Here is a 20,809-nt window from a genome sequence, read left to right on the forward strand (position 1 = left end):
GCGTTTGAGGACGAACGCGGCGCAGCCGCGTTGCGGGGTCCGGGGCGGAGCCCCGGAGCGGGGTGCAGGGGGCGCGGCCCCCACTCCCCGCGCGGCGGCGCCGCGGGGTCACGCCGCCGCGGGGTCGCGAAGGGGCGCAGCCCCTGCGGAAACGGTGAAAGGGCGGGGTGGGGAAACCCCGGCTCACCCCAGCCCCGGCCCCCGCACGGGAATGCTCGTGAACGTCGGCGCCGGCGCCGGATCCGTGAAGAAGTCGTTCCCCTTGTCGTCCACGACGACGAACGCCGGGAAATCCTCCACCTCGATCTTCCAGACCGCCTCCATGCCCAGCTCCTCGTACTCCAGGACCTCCACCTTCTTGATGCAGTCCTGGGCCAGGCGCGCCGCCGGCCCGCCGATCGAGCCGAGGTAGAAGCCGCCGTGCGCGGCGCACGCGTCGGTGACCTGCTTGCTGCGGTTGCCCTTCGCCAGCATCACCTTGGAGCCGCCCGCCGCCTGGAACTGCTCGACGTAGGAGTCCATCCGCCCGGCCGTCGTCGGGCCGAACGACCCGGACGCGTAGCCCTCGGGCGTCTTCGCGGGGCCGGCGTAGTAGACCGGGTGGTCGCGCAGGTACTGCGGCATGCCCTCGCCCGCGTCCAGCCGCTCCTTGATCTTCGCGTGCGCGATGTCGCGGGCGACGACCAGCGGGCCGGTCAGCGAAAGGCGCGTCTTGACCGGGTACTTCGTCAGCTCGGCGAGGATCTCGTCCATGGGCCGGTTGAGGTCGATGCGGACATAGTGCTCATCAGCGGCTCCGCCGCGGGCCTCGTCCGACAGATGCTCGTCCGTCGTCTCCGGCAGGAACCGCGCCGGGTCCGTCTCCAGCTGCTCCAGGAAGACGCCCTCGGCGGTGATCTTCGCGACGGCCTGGCGGTCGGCGGAGCAGGAGACCGCGATGGCCACCGGGCAGGACGCGCCGTGCCGCGGCAGGCGGACCACGCGCACGTCGTGGCAGAAGTACTTGCCGCCGAACTGGGCGCCGATGCCGATCTTCTGGGTGAGCTCGAAGACCTTCTCCTCCAGCTCCTTGTCACGGAAGCCGTGACCCAGGGGAGAGCCCTCCTCCGGCAGCTCGTCGAGGTAGTGCGCGGAGGCGTACTTGGCGGTCTTCAGCGCGAACTCGGCCGACGTGCCGCCGACGACGATCGCCAGGTGGTACGGCGGGCAGGCGGCCGTGCCCAGCGAACGGATCTTCTCCTCCAGGAACTTCATCATGCTCGCCTCGTTGAGCACGGCCTTCGTCTCCTGGTAGAGGAAGGACTTGTTGGCGGAGCCGCCGCCCTTGGCCATGAAGAGGAACTTGTACGCGCCGCCGTCGGTCGCGTAGAGCTCGATCTGCGCGGGCAGGTTGGAGCCGGTGTTCTTCTCCTCCCACATGGTCAGCGGGGCCATCTGGGAGTAGCGCAGGTTGAGTTCGGTGTACGCGTCGAAGATGCCGCGGGAGAGGGCCTCTTCGTCACCGCCCTCGGTGAGGACGTTCTGGCCGCGCTTGCCCATGACGATCGCCGTGCCGGTGTCCTGGCACATCGGAAGCACGCCGGCGGCCGCGATGTTGGCGTTCTTGAGCAGGTCGAGGGCGACGAACTTGTCGTTGGACGAGGCCTCGGGGTCGTCGATGATCCGGCGCAGCTGCGCGAGGTGGGCCGGGCGCAGGTAGTGCTGGATGTCGTGGATGGCCTCCTCGGCGAGCTTGCGCAGCGCCTCCGGCTCGACCTTGAGGAAGGTGCGGCCGTCCGCCTCGAAGGTGGCCACGCCCTCGGAGGTGACCAGGCGGTACGGCGTCCTGTCCTCGCCCAGGGGCAGGAGATCGGTATGGGCAAACTCGGGCCGAGACATCGCGGCGATCCCTCACTCACTCTGCGGGTGGTATGCGTGCCAAGAGTAGGCGCCGCCGGGCGTGATCGGTTGGTGAGGCAAGCCTCACTTGGAGCTTGCCCAAGCCCGTCGAAGCCCGTCGAAGCCCGTCGGAGCCTGTCGCAGGCGATCTCTATCGCGATCTATCGCGTTTCGCCTATCCTGGGCCCGTGGACGAGTCAGCGCTGGAGAAGCGACAGGTACCCCTGACCAAGACGGCCGAGCCCGCGCTCCGTGCCTCCGACGCGGACCGCGACCGGATCGCGGACATCCTGCGCGAGGCGCTGGCCGAGGGCCGGCTCACCGCGGACGAGCACGCCGAGCGGGTGGACGCCGTGTACCGGGCCCGGACGATCGCCGAACTGGAGCCACTGGTGCACGACCTGCCGGCGGCGGTGCGCCCGGGCGCGGCATCCGACGCGTACGCGCCCCCGCGCCCGCCGGGTGCTCCCGTCCGGCCCGCGGAGAATCTCATCGCCGTCTTCGGCGGCGCGACCCGCAAGGGCCGTTGGCGCGTCGGCGGCCGGCTCAACGCGTTCGCCCTCTTCGGCGGCGTGGAGATCGACCTGACCGAGGCGCTCTTCGAGGAGCGGCAGATCGTCATCAGCACCTGGGCGCTGTTCGGCGGCGTCGAGGTCAAGGTCCCCGAGAACGTCTCGCTGCGCTCCACGGGCACGGGCATCTTCGGCGGCTTCGACGTGGACTCCCACGAGGCGGCCGACCCGGAGGCGCCCTCGGTGCTGATCACCGGCTGCGCGCTGTTCGGCGGCGTGGCGGCGAAGGCCAAGCGGGGCAAGCGGGTCAAGGACCTGCGCGCGGCGGAGTAGTCCAAAACCGCCGGACGGTGGTGACGGACGGTGTTCCAGTCGTGGCAACGGTGTGAATAAGAGCGCGCACAGCGGGTAAAGCTTGGTGCATCGTCTCTCGTACGGCTGCGGGTGCGAATGGCCGTGCAGGGTGAGACGGGCAAGGGTGACTCAACCGGCCGAGCAAAGCCGTCGTCAGGAGTGGACCGTGCTGCTACCGCATCAGCCCCTGCAGGAAGCCGCCGTACCGTCCGCGCGGATGTCCGCGCGGGATCAGGCAGGCCCCTGGCACTCGGAGGCGGTCTGCCGCCGGGATGAAGCAGGGCTGTTCTTCGCACCGTCAAAGGAACCCACGGCCGCCCGCCTCTCCAGGGAGGAGGCGGCCAAGCGCGTCTGCGCCCGCTGCCCGGTGATGGTCGAGTGCCGCGAGCACGCCCTGCTCCAGCCGGAGCCGTACGGGGTGTGGGGCGGGCTCACCGCGGCCGAGCGCCGCGTGGTCCTCGCCCGCCGGCGGCGCCGCGAGGCGGAGATCCAGCGCTCCACCCGCGTGGCCGCGGCGGGCTGACTCCTCGGTCCCTGCCTTTCTTCGCTTCACGGGGGCGCTACCCGGCGATTTGGCCGGGGGCGCGGGGCCGAGTCCCGCTGGAAACGGTGAAAGGAAGGGACCGGGGCGCACGCCCTGGCCGGTGGCCCCGAGGCCGTTGCCTCAGCTGGGCCGCTCGAAGTCGATGGTGCTGTAGGCGCGGAGCTTCGACAGCCGGTGCTCGGAGTCGATCTGCCGGATCGTCCCCGACTTCGACCGCATGACCAGCGACTGGGTCGTGGCCGTCTCGGACCGGTAGCGCACGCCGCGCAGCAGCTCGCCGTCGGTGATGCCGGTGGCGACGAAGAACACGTTCTCCCCGCTGACCAGGTCGTCGGTGTGCAGGACGCGGTCCAGGTCGTGCCCGGCGTCCAGGGCCCGCTGCCGCTCCTCGTCGTCCTTGGGCCACAGCTTGGCCTGGATGGTGCCGCCCAGGCACTTCATCGCGCAGGCGGCGATGATGCCCTCGGGCGTGCCGCCGACGCCCAGCAGGAGGTCGGTGCCGGTGCCCTCGCGGGCGGCCATGATGGCGCCGGCCACGTCGCCGTCGGAGATGAACTTGATGCGGGCGCCCGCCTCGCGGATCTCCTTGACGAGACCGCTGTGGCGGGGGCGGTCCAGGACGACGACGGTGACGTCCTCGACGGCGGAACGCTTCGCCTTGGCGATGCGGCGGATGTTCACGGCGACCGGCGCGGTGATGTCGACGAAGTCGGCGGCCTCGGGGCCGGTGACGAGCTTGTCCATGTAGAAGACCGCGGACGGGTCGAACATCGAGCCGCGGTCGGCGACCGCCATCACGGAGATGGCGTTGGCCATGCCCTTGGCCGTGAGCGTCGTGCCGTCCACCGGGTCCACGGCCACGTCGCACTCCGCGCCCGTCCCGTCGCCGACGCGCTCGCCGTTGTAGAGCATCGGCGCGTTGTCCTTCTCGCCCTCGCCGATGACGACGACGCCGTTCATCGAGACGGTGTGGATCAGCGCGCGCATGGCGCGGACGGCGGCGCCGTCCGCGCCGTTCTTGTCGCCGCGGCCCACCCAGCGGCCCGAGGCCATGGCGCCCGCCTCGGTCACCCGGACCAGCTCCAGGGCGAGGTTGCGGTCCGGGGCCTCCGGACTGACCTCGAGCTGGGACGGCAGATGATGATCGGTCATCGGGGCGCACCTTTCTGTACGGCGTCGGCCGTGGGGTCCCCCCGTCCCGGTGGGCCAGGGGGGTGAGGGTGCTGATGACTTTATCCGCTGATTTCGAGAATGAGCAGGGCGCCCCACGCATGAGCACCGTCAAGGGGCCCGTCCGCGGCGATGTCCGGTTCCCGACCCCCCTCCGGCGTCGAGATCCACATCGGCATGGGGGACGATGGGGGGCGTGGCTGGCAGGAACGGTAAGAATCAGACGGTGCGGAATCTGCTGCTGTCGTTGGCGGCGGTGGTTCCGGTGGCGGGGTCGGGTTGGCTCTTCCTCCCGCACGGCAGTGGCGGCGACCATGTGAAGGCGGTGGAGTACCGCGTCGAGGCGGAATCCGCCCGGCGGGCGGCGCCCTATCCGGTGGTCGCGCCCGAGGGGCTCGGCAAGGACTGGCGGGCGACCTCGGTCTGGTACAAGGTGACCGAACGCGAGGGCAAGTACTGGCACTTGGGCTTCGTCGACCCGGACACCGAGTACGTCCAGGTCGAACAGAGCGACCGCAAGGGGGACTTCGTCGACTCCTCCACCCAGCACGCGAAGCGGACCGGCCGTACCGAGAAGGCCGGCGGCGCGGTCTGGCAGCGCTACGAGGGCGAGAAGTACAACGCCCTGGTGCGTGAGGAGCGCGGGGTGACGACGGTGGTCGCCGGGACGGCGTCCGACCGGCGGCTGGCGGAGATGGCCGCGGCCCTGAAGACGGGCAAGCCGAAGGGCTGACCCGGCGGTGCCGGATCAGCCCTGGGCGGGTGCGACGGTCAGACGACCGAGACGACCTCGTCGTAGGCCAGGCGCGGGGAGCGGGGGTAGTAGGCCTCCGCGCCCGGCTTGCCGATGTTGACGACCATCAGCGGGGTGTGGTCGCCGTCCAGGAACTCCTTCTGGATGCCCGCGGCGTCGAAGCCGGTCATCGGGCCGGCGGCCAGGCCGAGGGCCCGGACGCCCAGGATGAAGTAGCCCGCCTGGAGCGAGGCGTTGAGCGAAGCGGACCGCTCGCGGACCGGACGCTCGCTGAAGAACGCGTCCTTGGCCTGCGGGAAGGCCGGGAACAGCTGCGGGAGCTCCTCGTGGAACTCGTTGTCCGCGGCGAGGACCGCGACCAGCGGGGCGGTGCGCGTCTTGGCCCGGTTCCCCTCGGCCATGTGCGAGACGAGGCGCTCGCGGGCCTCGTCGGTGCGGACGAGGACGATGCGCAGCGGCGACTGGTTGAACGCGGTGGGGGCGAGCTTGATCAGGTCGTAGACGGCCTGCATCTGCTCGTCGGACACCTGCTCGTCGGCGAACGTGTTGGCCGTGTGGGCCTCGCGGAAGAGGAGGTCCTGCGCGGCGGCGTCGAGGGCGAGAGAGGACATGGGGGGTGACCTTCTTCGTATTGCTCGGTGGTGCGGTGGTTCTTGGCCGGCCAATGTCCACCGTACCGCAAGGTATGTGAAGCTTCAACTGAAACTTCAATCAAATCCTTCCCCGCACGTCCCCGAAGCCGTGGATCAGTCCTCCTGCCCGGTCTCGGCCAGCGCCGCGTCCAGCCGCGCCCGCGCCCCCTTCAGCCAGTGCCGGCACACCTTCGCCAGCTCCTCGCCGCGCTCCCACAGGGCCAGCGACTCCTCCAGCGTCCGGCCGCCCGTCTCCAGCCGGCGGACGACCTCGATCAGCTCGTCCCGCGCCTGCTCGTAGCCGAGGGCCTGTGCCTGCTCCTGTACCTGTGCCTGCGCCTCGTCGGTGTTGTTCGCCATGCCGCCAGCGTAGGGCCTGGTCTATTCCGGGCCGCCGGTCACGGCCCGCACCGTGAACCCGCCCTCCGCGACCCGCGCCCGCAGCTCCTCGTCCGCGCCGACCTCGGCGGGGGAGCGGACCACCGAGCCGTCCGCGTGCTGGAGCACCGCGTAGCCGCGGCGCAGCGTCGCCGCCGGGGACAGGCCCACCACGCGGGCGTGGGTGTGCGTCAGCTCCGAGTCGGCCCGGTCCAGCAGGTGCCCGAACGTCCGCCTGCCGCGCGCCAGCAGCGCCTCGACCTGCTCCTCCCGCTCCTCGACCATCCGCTGCGGCCGCTCGAAGCAGGGCCGGGCCCGTACGGACGCCAGCCCCCGCTCCTCGCGGTCCAGCAGTGCGGTCACGGCCCGCAGCGCGCGGTCGCGGAGCTGGCCGACGCGGGTGAGCTCCTCCCCGACGTCCGGCACGACGCGCTTGGCCGCGTCGGTCGGGGTGGACGCGCGGAGGTCGGCGACCAGGTCCAGCAGCGGGGAGTCGGGTTCGTGGCCGATCGCCGACACCACGGGCGTGCGGCAGGCCGCCACGGCCCGGACGAGCTCTTCGTCGGAGAACGGCAGCAGGTCCTCCACGCTGCCGCCGCCCCGGGCGACGACGATCACGTCCACCCCGGCGTGCGCGTCCAGCTCCTGGACCGCCTCCACCACGCGCGGCACCGCGTGCACGCCCTGGACGGGGACGTTGCGCACCTCGAAGCGGACGGCGGGCCAGCGGTGCCGGGCGTTCTCCAGCACGTCGCGCTCGGCGGCCGAGGCGCGGCCGCAGACGAGGCCGATCAGCTGCGGCAGGAACGGCAGCGGACGCTTGCGCTCGGGGGCGAACAGGCCCTCCCCGGCGAGCTGCTTCTTCAGCCGCTCCAGCCGCGCCAGCAGCTCGCCGACCCCCACCGGCCGGATCTCCACGGCGCGCAGCGAGAGCGAGCCGCGCGGCGCGTACCACTCGGGCTTGGCGTGGACGACGACCCGGGCGCCCTCCGAGATGATGTCGGCGACCTGGTCGAAGACGGCGCGGTAGCAGGTGACGGAGAGGGAGATGTCGTGCGAGGGGTCGCGCAGGGTCAGGAAGACGACCCCGGCCCCCGGGCGCCGGGAGAGCTGGGTGATCTGACCCTCGACCCAGACGGCACCGAGCCGGTCGATCCAGCCGCCGATGAGCCGGGACACCTGACCGACGGGGAGGGGGGCCTCGGGGGAGGTGGAGAGAGCCATGCGGTTGAGGGTAGTGGGGGGTGGGGTTCTGCCCCGGCCCCGCCCTTTCACCGTTTCCCGCCGCGCTCCGCGCGGGGGCAACGCGGCTGCGCCGCGTTCGTCCTCAAGCTCCCCGGAGGGGGCAACTCCCGGACGGGCTGGATTCGTGCCCGGGCGCGCACTTCAGCCCGTCCGGCGCTTGAGGACAGCGCCCGAAGGGCGCTTCGGGGGCCACCGCGCGGAGCGCGGTTCCGGGGTCCAGGGGGCGGAGCCCCCGGTCAACGCGGCGGAGCCGCGTTGCGGGGCCGGGGGGGCGCAGCCCCGGGAGAAACGGTGAAAGGGCGGGGCCCGGGGCAACTACCGCGCCCCGCGCCCCCGTTGCACCCCGACCACTCCCAACCCCACCCCCAGCCACACCACTCCCACCACCTGCGCCGCCCCCGCCGCCTTCGCGATCACGGCCACCACCACGGCCAGCCCGAGGAGCGGCACCACGACATGCCGCACGAGATCAACCCCCGCCCAAGAACCCCGCCGCACCACGAACCACCCGAACACCGACGCATGCAGCAGCCCGAACGCCACCAGCGCCCCCACGTCCACCACCGACACCAGCCGGTCCAGCCCGTCGTCCCGCCGGGCCGCCCAGACCGCCGCGGCCAGCGTGACCACCGCCGCGCACAGCAGGGCCGGGCGGGGAACGCCCGAGCCGCGGTCCACCTTCGCCAGCAGGCCGGGCAGCCGGCGGTCGCGGGCCATCGCGAAGAGCAGGCGCCCCGCGGCCGCCTGCCCGGCCAGCGCCGCGAAGGCCGCGCCGCCCGCCTTGCTCGCCGCCACCAGGTCGTGCAGCCACCGCCCCCCGGCCGCGTCCACCGTGTCGTAGAACGCCGCCCCCTGCGCGGCCGGCTTCGCGGCCAGCTCCGCCGCGGACATCGGCGCCAGCAGCGCCGCCAGATACGTCTGGAGGACGAACAGCACCCCCGCCACCACCAGACACGTCAGCACCGCGCGCGCCACCCGCCCCGGCCCTCCCGCCGCCTCCTCCGCGAACGCGGCGATCGCGTCGAAACCCAGGTAGGACAGCACCGCCACGGACACCGCCGTGAGCACCGCGCCCGTCGAGAAGTCCCCCTGCCCGGTCAGCGGCTCCAGCCAGCCGCGCCGCGGCCCGTCCGCCACCAGCGCGTACGCCGCGGCGGCCACGAAGACCAGCAGCACCGCGACCTCCACCGCCAGCACCACGAAGCCGGCCAGCGCCGCCACCCGGACACCTGACAGGTTGAGGGCGGTGGTCACCACGACGGCGGCCGCGGTCCATACCCACTGGTGGACGGAGGGCACGAGCGCGTGCATGGCGATGCCCGAGAAGAGGTACGCCACCGCGGGGATCAGCAGGTAGTCCAGCATCGCCATCCACCCGGCGACGAACCCCGCGCCCTCGCCGAGCCCCACCCGCGCATAGGTGTAGACCGAGCCCGCCTGCGGGGCGACCCGCACCATCTGCGCGTACGCGTACGCGGTGAACCCCATGGCCACCGTGGCCACCACGTACACCAGTGCCACCGCGCCGTGCGCCTTGGCGACGAGCGTGCCGAACACCCCGACCGGGGCCATCGGGGCGATGAACAGCAGCCCGTAGACGACCAGGTCCCGGAAGGACAGGGAGCGGCGGAGGGTGCCGTCGCCGCCGACGGACGGCGCGGAGCCGGCGGGCGGTGCGGACATGCGGGCCCCTCCCAGGTGGGTCTGCTGCGGTGTCCGGCCAGTATTCGGCCCCCGGCTCCGGACGGGGAGCCGGGACGCGCCGTGGGCGTCGGCCCGTACGATGGACCGCATGACTGCAACCAGCGCTCGAAAGGTCCTGCTCGCCGCCCCCCGTGGCTACTGCGCGGGCGTGGACCGTGCCGTGATCGCCGTCGAGAAGGCCCTGGAGCAGTACGGCGCGCCGGTCTACGTGCGCCACGAGATCGTCCACAACAAATACGTGGTCAAGACGCTGGAGAAGAAGGGCGCGATCTTCGTCGAGGAGACGGCGGAGGTGCCCGAGGGCAACATCGTGATCTTCTCCGCGCACGGCGTGGCCCCCACGGTCCACGAGGAGGCCGAGCGCGGCAGGCTGGCCACCATCGACGCGACCTGCCCGCTGGTGACCAAGGTCCACAAGGAGGCCGTGCGCTTCGCCAAGGAGGACTACGACATCCTCCTGATCGGCCACGAGGGCCACGAGGAGGTCATCGGCACCTCCGGCGAGGCCCCCGACCACATCCAGCTCGTGGACGGCCCCGAGGACGTCGCGGGCGTCGAGGTCCGCGACCCGGACAAGGTCGTCTGGCTGTCCCAGACCACCCTGTCTGTCGACGAGACCATGGAGACCGTCGGCGCGCTGCAGCGGAAGTTCCCCAACCTGCTCTCCCCGCCCTCCGACGACATCTGCTACGCGACGCAGAACCGGCAGACCGCGGTCAAGCAGATGGGCGCCGAGGCCGACCTGGTCATCGTCGTCGGCTCGAAGAACTCCTCCAACTCCGTGCGCCTCGTCGAGGTCGCCCTCGGCGCCGGCGCCAAGGACGCCCACCTCGTGGACTACGCCGAGGAGATCGACGAGGCCTGGCTCGAGGGTGTGAACACCGTCGGCGTCACCTCCGGCGCCTCCGTCCCCGAGATCCTCGTCGAGGGCGTCCTGGAGTGGCTCGCCGCCCGCGGCTACGACGACGTCGAGACCGTCAAGGCCGCCGAGGAGTCCATCACCTTCTCCCTCCCCAAGGAGCTCCGCCGCGACCTGCGCGCCGAGGCCGCCGCCGCGGTCGACGCCGCCGAGGGGTGAGCCCGGCGTTCCGCCCGTAGCGTGGTCGGCATGGACGCATTCGGTGTGGACATCGGAGGATCCGGGATCAAAGGCGCCCCGGTCGACCTGACGCGCGGCGACCTCGCGGAGGAGCGCCACAAGGTGCTCACCCCGCAGCCAGCGGCCCCGGACGCGGTCGCGGACCGGGTCAAGGAGGTCGTGGACCACTTCGGCTGGACGGGCCGCCCGGTCGGGATCACCTTCCCGGCGGTCGTCGTGAACGGCACCACCAGGACGGCCGCGAACGTCGACCAGGGCTGGATCGGACTGGACGCCGCCGGGCTGCTCGGCGGGCGGATCGGCGCCCCGGTGACCCTGCTCAACGACGCGGACGCGGCCGGGATCGCCGAGATGACCTTCGGCGCCGGCCGGGGCCGCACGGGCACGGTCATCGTGCTCACCTTCGGCACGGGCATCGGCAGCGCCGTTTTCACCGGCGGCCGGCTCGTTCCCAACACCGAGCTGGGGCACTTGGAGCTGAACGGGCACGACGCGGAGGCACGGGCGTCCTCACGGGCCAAGGAGGACGGGGACCTGAGCTGGGCGCGCTGGGCGCGCCGGGTGCAGAAGTACCTGCGGCACGTGGAGGATCTCTTCTCGCCGGAGCTCTTCGTCATCGGCGGCGGCGTCAGCCGCAAGGCGGACCGGTTCCTGCCGCTGATCGAGGGCGTTAACGCCGAGATCGTGCCTGCTCAGCTGGAGAACAACGCGGGGATCGTGGGGGCCGCGATGGCCGCCTCCGCTGCTGCGAACGGGCCAGCCGGCGGCGTCTGACGAGCGCCACCCGGCGGACGAACGTGATCAGGGTGGCCAGCAGCGTCCCCGCGTACAGCCAGGCGGCCTGCAGGGACAGAAAGCTGACCAGGCCCATCGCCCGGCCGGTGAGCCCGCCGGCCCCGCCGACGACCGGGAGGGCGCCCACGGCGAAGGCGATGGGCACGGCCACCGGCGCGGCCACCAGCTCGGCGGGGCGCACGCACAGGGCGCAGGCCGCGCAGCACAGCACGAAGAACACCCCGTAGAGCGGCGGCGAGCCGTGCGCCAGCAGGACGTCCAGCTCGCCGATGCCCAGCATCGCCAGGGTGGTGAGCAGGCCGTTGCCCAGTCCCGTCAGCCGCAGGTCCTGGGTCCGCCGCAGCGCCCGCGCCACGGGGTGGGGGGTGTGCCCGGCGCGGGCCCGGCCGGCCGGTGGCCTGCCGCCCTGCCCCACGGGGGCGGCCGGGCGGGGCACCGGGGCCGCGCGGCGGACCTTGTGCTGGGAGATGCGTGCGCCGGGTTGCTCCACCCGACCAAACTAGGTCGAGGAGCGGCGGGAATCCGGCGTTGGACACGCCCTTTGCACTGCCTCGGCCGTTCGTTCGAGCGGTGTCGGCATGCTCCCTCGGCAGCCCCGTAAACTGGTTGACTGCCCCGCTCTCACTACAGGAAGTCGTCACGTGTCGCTCACGATCGGAATCGTCGGTCTGCCCAACGTCGGCAAGTCGACCCTGTTCAACGCTCTGACCAAGAACGACGTGCTGGCGGCCAACTACCCGTTCGCCACCATCGAGCCCAACGTCGGCGTCGTCGGCGTGCCGGACGCCCGGCTGACCAAGCTCGCCGAGATCTTCGGCTCGCAGCGCATCCTCCCGGCCACCGTCGACTTCGTCGACATCGCCGGCATCGTCCGCGGCGCCTCCGAGGGCGAGGGCCTGGGCAACAAGTTCCTGGCGAACATCCGCGAGTCGGACGCGATCTGCCAGGTCATCCGCGCCTTCAAGGACGAGAACGTCGTCCATGTGGACGGCAAGGTCTCGCCCAAGGACGACATCGAGACCATCAACACCGAGCTGATCCTCGCGGACCTCCAGACCATCGAGAAGGTCCTGCCGCGCCTCCAGAAGGAGTCGCGCATCAAGAAGGACGTCGCTCCCAAGGTCGCCGCCGTCGAGGCCGCCAAGGAGATCCTGGAGAAGGGCGAGACGCTCTTCTCCGCCGGCATCGTCCAGGGCAGTGAGAAGGCCGAGCTCCTGCACGACCTGCACCTGCTCACCACCAAGCCCTTCCTCTACGTCTTCAACGTCGACGAGGACGAGCTGACCGACGAGTCCTTCAAGGACGAGCAGCGCGCCCTGGTCGCCCCGGCCGAGGCCATCTTCCTCAACGCCAAGCTGGAGGCCGACCTCGCCGAGCTGGACGAGGCGGACGCCATGGAGCTCCTCCAGTCCGTCGGCGCCGAGGAGCCCGGCCTGGCCACCCTCGCCCGCGTCGGCTTCGCCACCCTCGGCCTCCAGACCTACCTGACGGCCGGCCCCAAGGAGTCCCGCGCCTGGACCATCAAGAAGGGCGCCACCGCCCCCGAGGCGGCCGGTGTGATCCACACCGACTTCCAGAAGGGCTTCATCAAGGCCGAGGTCATCTCCTTCGACGACCTGGTCACCACCGGCTCGGTCGCCGAGGCCCGCTCCGCGGGCAAGGCCCGCATGGAGGGCAAGGACTACGTGATGGTGGACGGGGACGTCGTCGAATTCCGCTTCAATGTGTGAGCGGATGAAATAACACCACGTCGCTGACGTGGCAAACATACAGGTCAGAAGGGGTCGGCTCCTCCGGGAGGCGACCCCTTCGCCAATCCCGTGCTGGATCGGCGCTGGATTCTCTGACCTGACGTCAGTAGAGCTCAGGTGTCGTAGACGTTGGAGCGATGCCCGACGTGCACAACCCACACCACCAGCTCGCCGTTGTCGACCGTGTAGACGACGCGGTAGTCGCCGACTCGCAGGCGACGACGCTCAGGCTGGGACACAAGTGCGGTGGTGCTGAAGCCGAGGGGATCGCTTTCGAGCTCGGTCAGCTTGGCCAGGATGCGCAATGCCGTGTCGCGAGGGATCTTCCGGAGTTCAGCCTGCGCCTCGGGCCGGAAGACGGTTCGGTACTCACTCACTGCGCGCCAGCGTCTCCCTCATGATGTCCTCGATCGGGATGCCGGGTGCCGGGTTGGCCATGCGCTCATCGATGATCCGGTTGATCTCGCGCTCTTCCCACTCCTGGTACTTGCGCAGCACCTCGATGGAGACCACGGCGGCGACTTCCTTGCCGCGGCGCGTGATGACAGTGGGTACGTCGTCGCGATCGGCGCGCTCCACGACCTCGGCGAGGTGTGCGCGCACGTCGCGGATGGACTCTATGGGCAGTGGCCGCGTCATGCGCCCAAGGGTACCGAGTGTCGCGTGTGTACACAATGGCTACCGGTTGCGGGGGCGTGCTGGATGAGCCGCCACCGTGCTGGATCTGTGCTGTATGCGTTCCCTACGGCTTTCCCGGTCTGTACAGCCACGTGTCGAACAGCGCCCTCAGGTCCTTGCCCGAGACCTTCTCGCAGAGGGCCGTGAAGTCGGTGGTGCGGACGTTGCCGTGGCGGTGTTCCGTGGCCCAGGTGCGGAGGACGGTGAAGAAGGCGGTGTCGCCGATCGTTTCGCGGAGGCGTTGGAGGGCCATCGCGCCGCGGTAGTAGACGGGGTCGTCGGAGATGTGGGCGGCGGACGGGGGGTTCGCGGGCGGGAACGACCAGATTTCGTCGTGGCGGTCGAGGGCGTAGTACTCGTCGAAGGACCGGGCCGTGCTCGGACCGCCGTGCTGCTCCTCCCAGAGCCACTCCCCGTAGGTCGCGAAGCCCTCGTTGAGCCACATGTCCTGCCAGGTGCGCGGGGTGACGGAGTCGCCGAACCACTGGTGGGTGATCTCGTGGACGAGGAGGAGCTCGTCGGGGGCGTGGTTGAAGAAGGGGCGCGTCTGGGTCTCCAGGGCGTACTTGGTGAGGGGGCCGGAGCCGACGACGGCGCCGGTGGAGGAGAAGGGGAACGGGCCGAAGAGCCGGGCGCCCCAGTCGGTGACGGCGGCGACCCGGGCGGGGACCTTCGCGGCGTGGGCCGCCTGGGCGGTGTGGACGGCGACGGTCTGGGGGACCTTGCCGGCCCCGCCCCGGTCGAGGCGGAAGCGGCCGATGGCGACGGTGGCCAGGTAGCTGGCCATCGGCTCGGCGGTGCGCCAGGCGAAGACCGTGCGCCCGCCTGAGGTTTCCTGTTTGCCCAGTTCGCCATTGGAAACAGCGGTCAGGCCCTCGGGGACGCTGACCGACAGGTCGTACGCCGCCTTGTCGGAGGGGTGGTGGTTGCCGGGGAACCAGGCCATGGAGCCGTTGGGCTCGCCGAGGGCGACCGCGCCGTCGGGGGAGAGGAGCCAGCCCTCCTTGGCGCCGTCGGAGTCCGTGATGGTCAGCGGGGTGCCCCGGTAGGAGACGACGGCGGTGAAGGGGGCGTCCGCGGCGAGCGGGCGCCCGGGGGTCAGCCGCAGCTCGTCCCCGCGCCGGGAGACCGCGGCAGGCGTGCCGTCGACGGTCGCCCCCGTCACGTCCATCCCGTGGAAGTCGAGGCTGAACGAGGACAGCGCCCGGTCGGTGCGGGCGTCGATCTCGGCCGTGCCGGTGAGGGCGTTGGACTTCGGTTCCCAGGACAGGGTGATGCCGTAATGCCGCACGTCGTAGCCGCCGTTGCCCATGGTGGGGAAGAGCGGGTCACCGACGCCCTTGGCGCCCGCCACCGCCGGGTCGGTGGCGCGGACCGTCGTGCCGGCGGGCGCGCAGCCCGCGCACAGGGCGAGCAGGAGGGTCAAGGGGGCAAGGGGGACGCGGCGCACGGCGGCTCCTCGGTGATCGCCGGGACCCCCCCGGGGCATCGTCGCAGATGTGCCTACGGAGAGTGCGGATTGCACGTGCGCGTGGATGTCCGCCCGGGCGTCGCCCACTCCCCTCTGAGCTGCAATTCACCACATCTGGTGATTCCTTGGCCTTGAGTTGCGCATCGCGACGCTGGGTTGCCAAGCTGTTGCGGACCGTCAACCTTGGGAGTGGACGTGGCTTTCGGTGACCAGCCCGCATACCTTCGCGTCGCCGGGGATCTCCGCCAGAAGATCGTCGCCGGCGAGCTGCCGCCGCACACCCGGCTCCCCTCCCAGGCGCGCATCCGCGAGCAGTACGGCGTCTCCGACACCGTTGCCCTGGAGGCCCGCAAGGTGCTGATGGCCGAGGGGCTGGTGGAGGGCCGTTCCGGCTCCGGCACCTATGTGCGCGAGCGCCCGGAGCGCCGCCCCGTGGTGCGCACCGGCTATCGCTCGGTGGGCGAGTCCACCCCGTTCCGCCAGGAGCAGGCCGACCCCAGGGTCAAGGGCACCTGGGATTCGCGCAGCGAGCAGGGCGCGGCGACGGCCGCCGTCGCGGAGCGGCTGAGGATCTCCACGGGCGACAAGGTGATGCGCACCGACTACCTCTTCCGCTGTTCCGGCGAGCCCTCGATGCTCTCCACTTCCTGGGAGCCGCTCGCCCTCACCGGCCGGACGCCGGTGATGCTCCCCGAGGAGGGCCCGCTCGCCGGGCGCGGCGTCGTGGAGCGGATGGCCGCGATCGACCTGGTCGTGGACAACGTCACCGAGGAGATCAGCGCCCGTCCCGGGCTGGCCCAGGAGACGCTCGCCCTCGGCGGCGTGCCGGGCCACTGGGTGCTGATGGTGACCCGGACGTACTTCGCGGGCGGCTGTCCGGTCGAGACGGCGGACGTGGTGATGCTCGCCGAGCGGCACCGGGTCGCCTATCACCTGCCGGTGAAGTAGCCATGGCGTCCGGATGAACGGACGTGACGACGGCGTGAACTGACTCCCGAGTCAGGAGCGAAGTCCGAAAGCGCCCCTTACCGCACATCCCTACCCGGGGGTAGGAAGTGTGCGGCTTGTCCGGCTTTCCTCCCCTATGGGGCCTCAAACTCCTGTGTTGCAAAACTCACATAGCCCCTGGTCAGGGGCTTTTGGCGGAATCAACTCGGCCAAATCGCCCGTACGATGGCGCGGTTTGTGTCTGCCATGAAGGAGTAGAAAGCAAAGGAGGACCGGGGCTTTGAGTACCGAACAGGGGTCTCACTCCAATTACCGCCGGACTCTCGGTCCGGTGGCCCTGACGGCGGTCGGCCTCGGGTCGATCATTGGCTCCGGCTGGCTCTTCGGTGCCCAGCGGGCCGCGGGCATCGCCGGTCCGGCGGCGATCCTCGCGTGGGTCATCGGCGCCGTCGTCGCCCTGACCATCGCGCTGACCTACAGCGAGCTGGGGGCCATGTTCCCCAAGGCCGGCGGCATGGTCCGCTACGGCCAGTACTCGCACGGCTCGCTGGCCGGCTACCTCGCCGCCTGGGCCAACTGGATCGCGATCGTCTCCGTCATCCCGGGTGAGGCGACCGCTTCCGTCCAGTACATGAGCTCCTGGAAGTGGCAGTGGGCCAAGGACCTCTTCGACGGCAAGGAGCTCACCGGCACCGGTGTGGCCCTCGCCAGCGTGCTGCTGGTCTTCTACTTCTTCCTCAACTGGTTCGCGATCACCCTGTTCGCCAAGACCAACAACGCGATCACCGTCTTCAAGGTCGTCGTCCCGGTCCTGACCGCGGGCGCCCTGATGTGGTCGCACTTCGACACCCACAACATCGAGGTGGCCGGCGGCTTCGCGCCCAACGGCTGGAGCGCGGTGTTCACGGCGGTGGCCACGTCCGGCATCGTCTGGGCCTACAACGGCTTCCAGTCCCCGCTGAACATGGCCGGTGAGGCCCGCAACCCGGGCAAGTCGCTGCCCAAGGCCGTCATCGGCTCGATCCTGATCGCGCTGGTGATCTACATCGCGCTGCAGGTCGCCTTCCTGATGGCCGTCCCCTCCGGCGACCTCTCCGACGGCTGGAGCGCCCTCACCTACAAGTCCCCGCTGGCCGACCTGGCCATCGCCTGGGGTCTGAACTGGCTGGCGATCGTCCTCTACGCGGACGCCTTCGTGTCGCCCTCCGGCACCGGCATGATCTACGCCGCGACCACCTCGCGCATGATCCACGGCGTCCAGGAGAACGGCCACCTGCCGGGCATCTTCGGCAAGGTCGACCCCAAGACCGGCGTTCCGCGCCCGGCCCTGCTGCTCAACCTGGTCGTCGCCTTCCTCTTCCTCGCCGTCTTCCGCGGCTGGGGCTCGCTCGCCGAGATCGTCTCGGTCGCGACCGTCATCTCGTACATCACCGGCCCCGTCGCCGTGATGTCGCTGCGCCGCATCGCCCCGGGCCTCAAGCGTCCGGTCAAGCTGCGCGCCATGCCGGTCATCGCCCCGATCGCGATGGTCTTCGGTTCGCTCGTCCTGTACTGGGGCAAGTGGCCGCTCACCGGCAAGGTCATCCTGATCATGGCGGTCGGCCTGCCGATCTGGGCCTGGTACGAGCTGCGCAAGCCGTGGGCCGAGCTCAAGCCGCACCTGAAGGCCGGCGCCTGGGTGGTGGTGTACCTGCTGGTGATGGCGTTCGTCTCGTGGGCCGGCGGCACCGAGTTCGGCGGCCAGGGCTACCTGGCCGAGGGCTGGGACCTGCTGGTCGTCGCCCTGATCGGTCTGGCCTTCTACGTCTGGGGCGTCCGCAGCGCCTGGCGCAACCCGACGCTGGTCGCCACCGAGAAGGAGATCGCGGCCATGGAGGCCGCCGAGGCCGAGGCTCCCGAGGACGAGCCGGTCAAGACGAAGTAATACGCGGAGCGAAACCGCGCGCGGGTGGCCGAATGCGTACCTGTTCGTGAGAATCCATATCCGCTGCGTAAAGGTCGGGCGTACGCTCGGGCATATGCGGACTGCGGTTTCTTCACGAGAGGTGCCACGGCGGAAGGGCAGGGGCGATGGGTGACAACGAACCGCTCCTGCCCTGGCTCGTGATCCGCCAGGACGACAACGGCAATCGCTACCGCGTGGGCCGGTACGCCACCAGAACCGAAGCGGAACGGGTGGCGGACCGGCTCGACGCGTCCGGCCGGTCCGGCCACGAACAGCTCTACATCGTCGAGCGGGTGCGGGTGGCGCCCTGATCCCCGCCCTTCGTGGCCTGGTACGCCGACCCCCATACCGGGTATGTGCTGATTATTAGCCCCAAGCCGGGCAACCCGGCGGGGTCGTGCAGCGGTCTGGGAAGTGGTCGGCGTGGGCGACAGCGCACTGGCATCGACGCCGGGATTCGCCGAATGGAGCTTCTCCGCCGAGGCCGGAGCGGTACGCACGGCCCGCACCCTCGTCCGCGACACGCTGCGCGAATGGGGGCTCGGCGCCGTCACCGACGTGACGGTCCTGCTCGTCAGCGAACTCGTCACCAACTCCCTGCGGCACGCCACCGGTCCCATCGGGGTGCGGATGTACCCCCGCGCCGGACACGTGCTCCAGGTCGAGGTCTCCGACCCTCTCCCCGACCCGCCCCGCGAGCGGGCCGCCGCCATCGACGACGAGGGCGGCCGCGGACTTCAGCTCGTCGCCATGGCCTCCCGCCGCTGGGGTACGCGGCACGGTAACAACGGCAAGACGGTCTGGTTCGAACTGAGCTTGCCACGCCGCGATCCCGGGGAGGACACATAGCGGGTTGAGACCGTGCTGTGATCGTGAAGTCCGTGTTCCGAGGGGCTCCGGTGCTGGATACTCGGCCTTCTGATGCCGGTGCGAGCACATGAGCCGGAGGGGACGGGCACGTGAGCGAAAAGCCAGCGGGCGCTGCGGCGGGCAGCCCAGAGGGTACGGACACCACCTCGATGTGGCAGAACAGCCCGCCCGGCTCCCTCTACGACTACATTCGCGTGGCGTCCTTCTCGCTGGGCCCCGACGGCCGGATCGAGCAGTGGAGCGAACGTGCCGCCGAACTCTTCGGGATAACTCCGGGACAGGCGCTGGGCAGGGATCCCCAGGACGTGTTCGCCGCCCCTCAGCAAGGGGTCCTCTTTTCGGGGGACGCGCTGCCCGGCCGGCACCTTGACGACCGCGCCTGGACGGGACTCGTCCCCTACCAGCGCGGCGAACGGCAGCAGGGGCTGGCCGAGATCTACGTGATGCCCAGCCGCAACGAACGCGGGGAACGCTCCGCGCTCTGCGTAGCCGTCGACGTCCGGGCGCTCCAGGGAATAGAGACCGACATCGCGGCCTCCGAAGCCGTTTTCGGCCAATCTCCCCTCGGATTCTTCTTCTTCGGCACGGACCTGCGGCTGCTGCGCGTCAACGAGAGCTTCGCCCAGGCCCTCGGCCGTCCCGTCGCCTGGCACCGCGGCCGCACCCCGCACGACTTCCTGCCGCGCTCCGAGGCCGACCGGCTGACCATCGCCCTGCGTCAGGTCCTGGACAGCGGACGGCCGGTGGCCGACCTCCAGCTCGTCGGGCCCGTGCCCGGCCGGACGGAGCGGCGCCGCTGGTCCGTCTCGCTCTACCGGCTGCACGGCGGCAGCGGACGGCCCATCGGCGTGGCCGCCATCGCCACCGACGTCACCGGCCGGCGCCGCGCCGAGCGCGAGGCCGCGGGCGTACGGCGCAACCTGGCGCTGCTCAACGAGGCGAGCGCCCGCATCGGCACCTCCCTCGACCTGGAGACCACCGCCCGCGAACTGCTCGACGTCGCCGTGCCGCAGTTCTGCGACCTCGCCTCCGTCGACCTCTACCAGGGACTCCTCGCCGGTGACGAGGCGCCGCCCGGTCTCGCCGACGGCAGCGCCGAGCTGCGCCGGGTCGCCTTCGCCAGCGCGGTCTCCGGGGCGCCGGTCGCCCCCGACGTGTCGGATGCCTCCTACGCCTCCGACGTCTCCAGCGACAAGGCCGTCCAGGTCGGCGAGGTGCACCGGTACGCCTTCCACTCCCCGTGCGCCGGCGCCCTGCGCACGGCCCAGCCGCAGACCGTGCCCGGGGCGTCCGGGCAGTCCACCCTGGCCGTGCCGATGGTCGCCCGCGACACGGTCGTCGGGCTGGTGCAGTTCACCCGCACCCGGGGCAGCGAGCCGTTCGGCGAGCGCGACACGGCGGTGGCCGTCGAGCTGGCCTCGCGGGCGGCGGTCTGCATCGACAACGCGCGCCTGTACCGGCGCGAGCACGAGCGGGCCCTGATCCTCCAGCGCAGCCTGCTGCCCCCGGTCGACCCCGAGGCCGCCGGGCTGGAGATCGCCTGCCGCTACCTGCCGGGCAACGCCGCGACGGAGGTGGGCGGCGACTGGTTCGACGTCATCGAGCTCCCCGGCCACCGCACGGCCCTGGTCGTCGGCGACGTGATGGGCCGCGGGCTGCGGGCCGCCGTGGCCATGGGCGAACTGCGCACCGCCGTACGGACCCTGGCCATGCTCGACATGGAGCCCGCCGAGGTGCTCTCCGCGCTGGACGAGATCGCCCACGGGCTCGGCCGGCCCGGCGGCAAGCAGTCCGCCTCGCGCGGCGTGCGGGGCAGCGTGCGCCCGGCCGACCTGTCCGAGGTGTACCTCGCGACGTGCGTCTACGCCGTGTACGACCCCGTCACCCGGCGCTGCACCGTCGCCAACGCCGGTCACCTGCCGCCCGTCCTCGTCGAGGAGGGGCGGCCCGCCCCGCTGCTGGAGGTGCAGCCGGGCATGCCGCGCGGCGGGGGCGGCGCGCTCTTCGAGGAGACGGTGATCGAGCTGCCGGGCGGGGCGCTGCTCGCGCGCTACACGGACGGCCGGGTCGAGTCCCGCGCC

Annotated in this window: 21 protein-coding genes; 11 read left to right on the top strand and 10 right to left on the bottom strand. The window is 71.3% G+C overall.

What is annotated here, in order from left to right; translation table 11 throughout:
* Positions 1 to 183: 183 nt before the first annotated feature.
* Positions 184 to 1,878 carry a fumarate hydratase gene (locus I5Q34_RS15170; RefSeq protein ID WP_199892704.1) on the bottom strand — a complete coding sequence of 565 codons (1,695 nt, stop codon included), beginning with the start codon at positions 1,876 to 1,878 and terminating at the stop codon, positions 184 to 186.
* Positions 1,879 to 2,066: 188 nt separating this feature from the next.
* Between I5Q34_RS15170 and I5Q34_RS15175 the strand changes: the two genes are divergently transcribed.
* Both I5Q34_RS15175 and I5Q34_RS15180 read left to right on the top strand, forming a co-directional pair.
* Positions 2,067 to 2,723, top strand: a complete 657-nt coding sequence (locus I5Q34_RS15175) for a DUF1707 domain-containing protein (protein ID WP_199892705.1) — start codon at positions 2,067 to 2,069, stop codon at positions 2,721 to 2,723.
* 238 nt (positions 2,724 to 2,961) lie between these two features.
* Positions 2,962 to 3,267 carry a WhiB family transcriptional regulator gene (locus I5Q34_RS15180; RefSeq protein ID WP_199892969.1) on the top strand — a complete coding sequence of 102 codons (306 nt, stop codon included), beginning with the start codon at positions 2,962 to 2,964 and terminating at the stop codon, positions 3,265 to 3,267.
* A gap of 141 nt (positions 3,268 to 3,408) precedes the next feature.
* Here I5Q34_RS15180 and glpX read toward each other — a convergent pair whose 3' ends face one another.
* Entirely contained in the window at positions 3,409 to 4,440 is a 1,032-nt protein-coding gene (glpX, locus tag I5Q34_RS15185; RefSeq protein WP_199892706.1) for a class II fructose-bisphosphatase, read from the bottom strand.
* Positions 4,441 to 4,645: 205 nt separating this feature from the next.
* Between glpX and I5Q34_RS15190 the strand changes: the two genes are divergently transcribed.
* A complete protein-coding gene (locus I5Q34_RS15190; protein WP_199892707.1) occupies positions 4,646 to 5,191 on the top strand; it encodes a DUF4245 domain-containing protein in 546 nt (181 codons plus the stop codon).
* 38 nt (positions 5,192 to 5,229) lie between these two features.
* Here the strand turns inward: I5Q34_RS15190 and I5Q34_RS15195 are convergent, their stop codons facing one another.
* The 4 genes from I5Q34_RS15195 to I5Q34_RS15210 form a co-directional block, all read right to left on the bottom strand.
* Entirely contained in the window at positions 5,230 to 5,823 is a 594-nt protein-coding gene (locus tag I5Q34_RS15195) for a malonic semialdehyde reductase (RefSeq protein ID WP_199892708.1), read from the bottom strand.
* Positions 5,824 to 5,958: 135 nt separating this feature from the next.
* Positions 5,959 to 6,204 carry an exodeoxyribonuclease VII small subunit gene (locus tag I5Q34_RS15200; protein ID WP_199892709.1) on the bottom strand — a complete coding sequence of 82 codons (246 nt, stop codon included), beginning with the start codon at positions 6,202 to 6,204 and terminating at the stop codon, positions 5,959 to 5,961.
* Positions 6,205 to 6,225: 21 nt separating this feature from the next.
* Positions 6,226 to 7,446, bottom strand: coding sequence for an exodeoxyribonuclease VII large subunit (gene xseA / locus I5Q34_RS15205; RefSeq protein WP_199892710.1), 1,221 nt, complete (start codon positions 7,444 to 7,446; stop codon positions 6,226 to 6,228).
* 336 nt (positions 7,447 to 7,782) lie between these two features.
* A complete protein-coding gene (locus I5Q34_RS15210) occupies positions 7,783 to 9,150 on the bottom strand; it encodes an APC family permease (protein WP_199892711.1) in 1,368 nt (455 codons plus the stop codon).
* A 109-nt stretch (positions 9,151 to 9,259) separates the two neighbouring features.
* Here I5Q34_RS15210 and I5Q34_RS15215 point away from each other — a divergent pair, with 109 nt between their 5' ends.
* Together I5Q34_RS15215 and ppgK are read left to right on the top strand one after the other, a co-directional pair.
* Complete coding sequence (locus I5Q34_RS15215; RefSeq protein WP_199892712.1) at positions 9,260 to 10,249, top strand: 4-hydroxy-3-methylbut-2-enyl diphosphate reductase; 990 nt, start codon at positions 9,260 to 9,262, stop codon at positions 10,247 to 10,249.
* A 30-nt stretch (positions 10,250 to 10,279) separates the two neighbouring features.
* Positions 10,280 to 11,044: a polyphosphate--glucose phosphotransferase gene (gene ppgK, locus I5Q34_RS15220; RefSeq protein WP_199892713.1), complete on the top strand. Its 765-nt coding sequence runs from the start codon at positions 10,280 to 10,282 to the stop codon at positions 11,042 to 11,044.
* On the opposite strand, the gene I5Q34_RS15225 is transcribed toward ppgK, so the two are convergent.
* Complete coding sequence (locus tag I5Q34_RS15225; protein ID WP_199892714.1) at positions 10,941 to 11,555, bottom strand: DUF6542 domain-containing protein; 615 nt, start codon at positions 11,553 to 11,555, stop codon at positions 10,941 to 10,943. The genes ppgK and I5Q34_RS15225 overlap by 104 nt on opposite strands.
* Positions 11,556 to 11,706: 151 nt before the next feature.
* On the opposite strand from I5Q34_RS15225, the gene ychF reads away from it, so the two are divergent.
* Positions 11,707 to 12,795: a redox-regulated ATPase YchF gene (gene ychF / locus I5Q34_RS15230; protein WP_199892715.1), complete on the top strand. Its 1,089-nt coding sequence runs from the start codon at positions 11,707 to 11,709 to the stop codon at positions 12,793 to 12,795.
* Between the two features lie 134 nt (positions 12,796 to 12,929).
* Here ychF and I5Q34_RS15235 read toward each other — a convergent pair whose 3' ends face one another.
* From I5Q34_RS15235 to I5Q34_RS15245, 3 genes are all read right to left on the bottom strand, one after another.
* On the bottom strand, positions 12,930 to 13,193 hold the full coding sequence (locus I5Q34_RS15235) for a type II toxin-antitoxin system RelE/ParE family toxin (protein WP_199892716.1): 264 nt from the start codon (positions 13,191 to 13,193) through the stop codon (positions 12,930 to 12,932).
* Entirely contained in the window at positions 13,186 to 13,455 is a 270-nt protein-coding gene (locus I5Q34_RS15240) for a type II toxin-antitoxin system Phd/YefM family antitoxin (protein ID WP_199892717.1), read from the bottom strand. Before I5Q34_RS15240 ends, I5Q34_RS15235 begins: the two co-directional genes overlap by 8 nt.
* A gap of 103 nt (positions 13,456 to 13,558) precedes the next feature.
* Positions 13,559 to 14,944 (bottom strand): M1 family metallopeptidase, encoded by a 1,386-nt coding sequence (locus tag I5Q34_RS15245; RefSeq protein ID WP_277965547.1) that lies wholly within the window; start codon positions 14,942 to 14,944, stop codon positions 13,559 to 13,561.
* A gap of 216 nt (positions 14,945 to 15,160) precedes the next feature.
* Here I5Q34_RS15245 and I5Q34_RS15250 point away from each other — a divergent pair, with 216 nt between their 5' ends.
* The 5 genes from I5Q34_RS15250 to I5Q34_RS15270 all read left to right on the top strand — a co-directional run.
* A complete protein-coding gene (locus I5Q34_RS15250; RefSeq protein ID WP_199892719.1) occupies positions 15,161 to 15,913 on the top strand; it encodes a GntR family transcriptional regulator in 753 nt (250 codons plus the stop codon).
* 280 nt (positions 15,914 to 16,193) lie between these two features.
* On the top strand, positions 16,194 to 17,837 hold the full coding sequence (locus I5Q34_RS15255; protein WP_199892720.1) for an APC family permease: 1,644 nt from the start codon (positions 16,194 to 16,196) through the stop codon (positions 17,835 to 17,837).
* Positions 17,838 to 17,983: 146 nt separating this feature from the next.
* Entirely contained in the window at positions 17,984 to 18,169 is a 186-nt protein-coding gene (locus tag I5Q34_RS15260; protein WP_199892721.1) for an SPOR domain-containing protein, read from the top strand.
* A gap of 103 nt (positions 18,170 to 18,272) precedes the next feature.
* Complete coding sequence (locus tag I5Q34_RS15265) at positions 18,273 to 18,707, top strand: ATP-binding protein (protein ID WP_199892722.1); 435 nt, start codon at positions 18,273 to 18,275, stop codon at positions 18,705 to 18,707.
* Between the two features lie 170 nt (positions 18,708 to 18,877).
* Positions 18,878 to 20,809, top strand: a 1,932-nt coding sequence (locus tag I5Q34_RS15270) for a SpoIIE family protein phosphatase (RefSeq protein WP_199892970.1), incomplete at its 3' end; no start/stop codon positions are given.

Source organism: Streptomyces sp. AV19 (assembly GCF_015999245.1).
Classification (GTDB): Bacteria; Actinomycetota; Actinomycetes; order Streptomycetales; family Streptomycetaceae; genus Streptomyces.

What these genes read in the sequence shown, in the direction of transcription:
- I5Q34_RS15260 (WP_199892721.1), top strand. Translation starts at nt 17,984, where the DNA reads ATGGGTGACAACGAACCGCTCCTGCCCTGGCTCGTGATCCGCCAGGAC.
- I5Q34_RS15240 (WP_199892717.1), bottom strand. Translation starts at nt 13,455, where the DNA reads ATGACGCGGCCACTGCCCATAGAGTCCATCCGCGACGTGCGCGCACAC.
- I5Q34_RS15210 (WP_199892711.1), bottom strand. Translation starts at nt 9,150, where the DNA reads ATGTCCGCACCGCCCGCCGGCTCCGCGCCGTCCGTCGGCGGCGACGGC.
- I5Q34_RS15190 (WP_199892707.1), top strand. Translation starts at nt 4,646, where the DNA reads ATGGGGGGCGTGGCTGGCAGGAACGGTAAGAATCAGACGGTGCGGAAT.
- I5Q34_RS15180 (WP_199892969.1), top strand. Translation starts at nt 2,962, where the DNA reads ATGTCCGCGCGGGATCAGGCAGGCCCCTGGCACTCGGAGGCGGTCTGC.
- glpX (WP_199892706.1), bottom strand. Translation starts at nt 4,440, where the DNA reads ATGACCGATCATCATCTGCCGTCCCAGCTCGAGGTCAGTCCGGAGGCC.
- I5Q34_RS15200 (WP_199892709.1), bottom strand. Translation starts at nt 6,204, where the DNA reads ATGGCGAACAACACCGACGAGGCGCAGGCACAGGTACAGGAGCAGGCA.
- xseA (WP_199892710.1), bottom strand. Translation starts at nt 7,446, where the DNA reads ATGGCTCTCTCCACCTCCCCCGAGGCCCCCCTCCCCGTCGGTCAGGTG.
- I5Q34_RS15195 (WP_199892708.1), bottom strand. Translation starts at nt 5,823, where the DNA reads ATGTCCTCTCTCGCCCTCGACGCCGCCGCGCAGGACCTCCTCTTCCGC.
- ppgK (WP_199892713.1), top strand. Translation starts at nt 10,280, where the DNA reads ATGGACGCATTCGGTGTGGACATCGGAGGATCCGGGATCAAAGGCGCC.
- I5Q34_RS15170 (WP_199892704.1), bottom strand. Translation starts at nt 1,878, where the DNA reads ATGTCTCGGCCCGAGTTTGCCCATACCGATCTCCTGCCCCTGGGCGAG.
- I5Q34_RS15215 (WP_199892712.1), top strand. Translation starts at nt 9,260, where the DNA reads ATGACTGCAACCAGCGCTCGAAAGGTCCTGCTCGCCGCCCCCCGTGGC.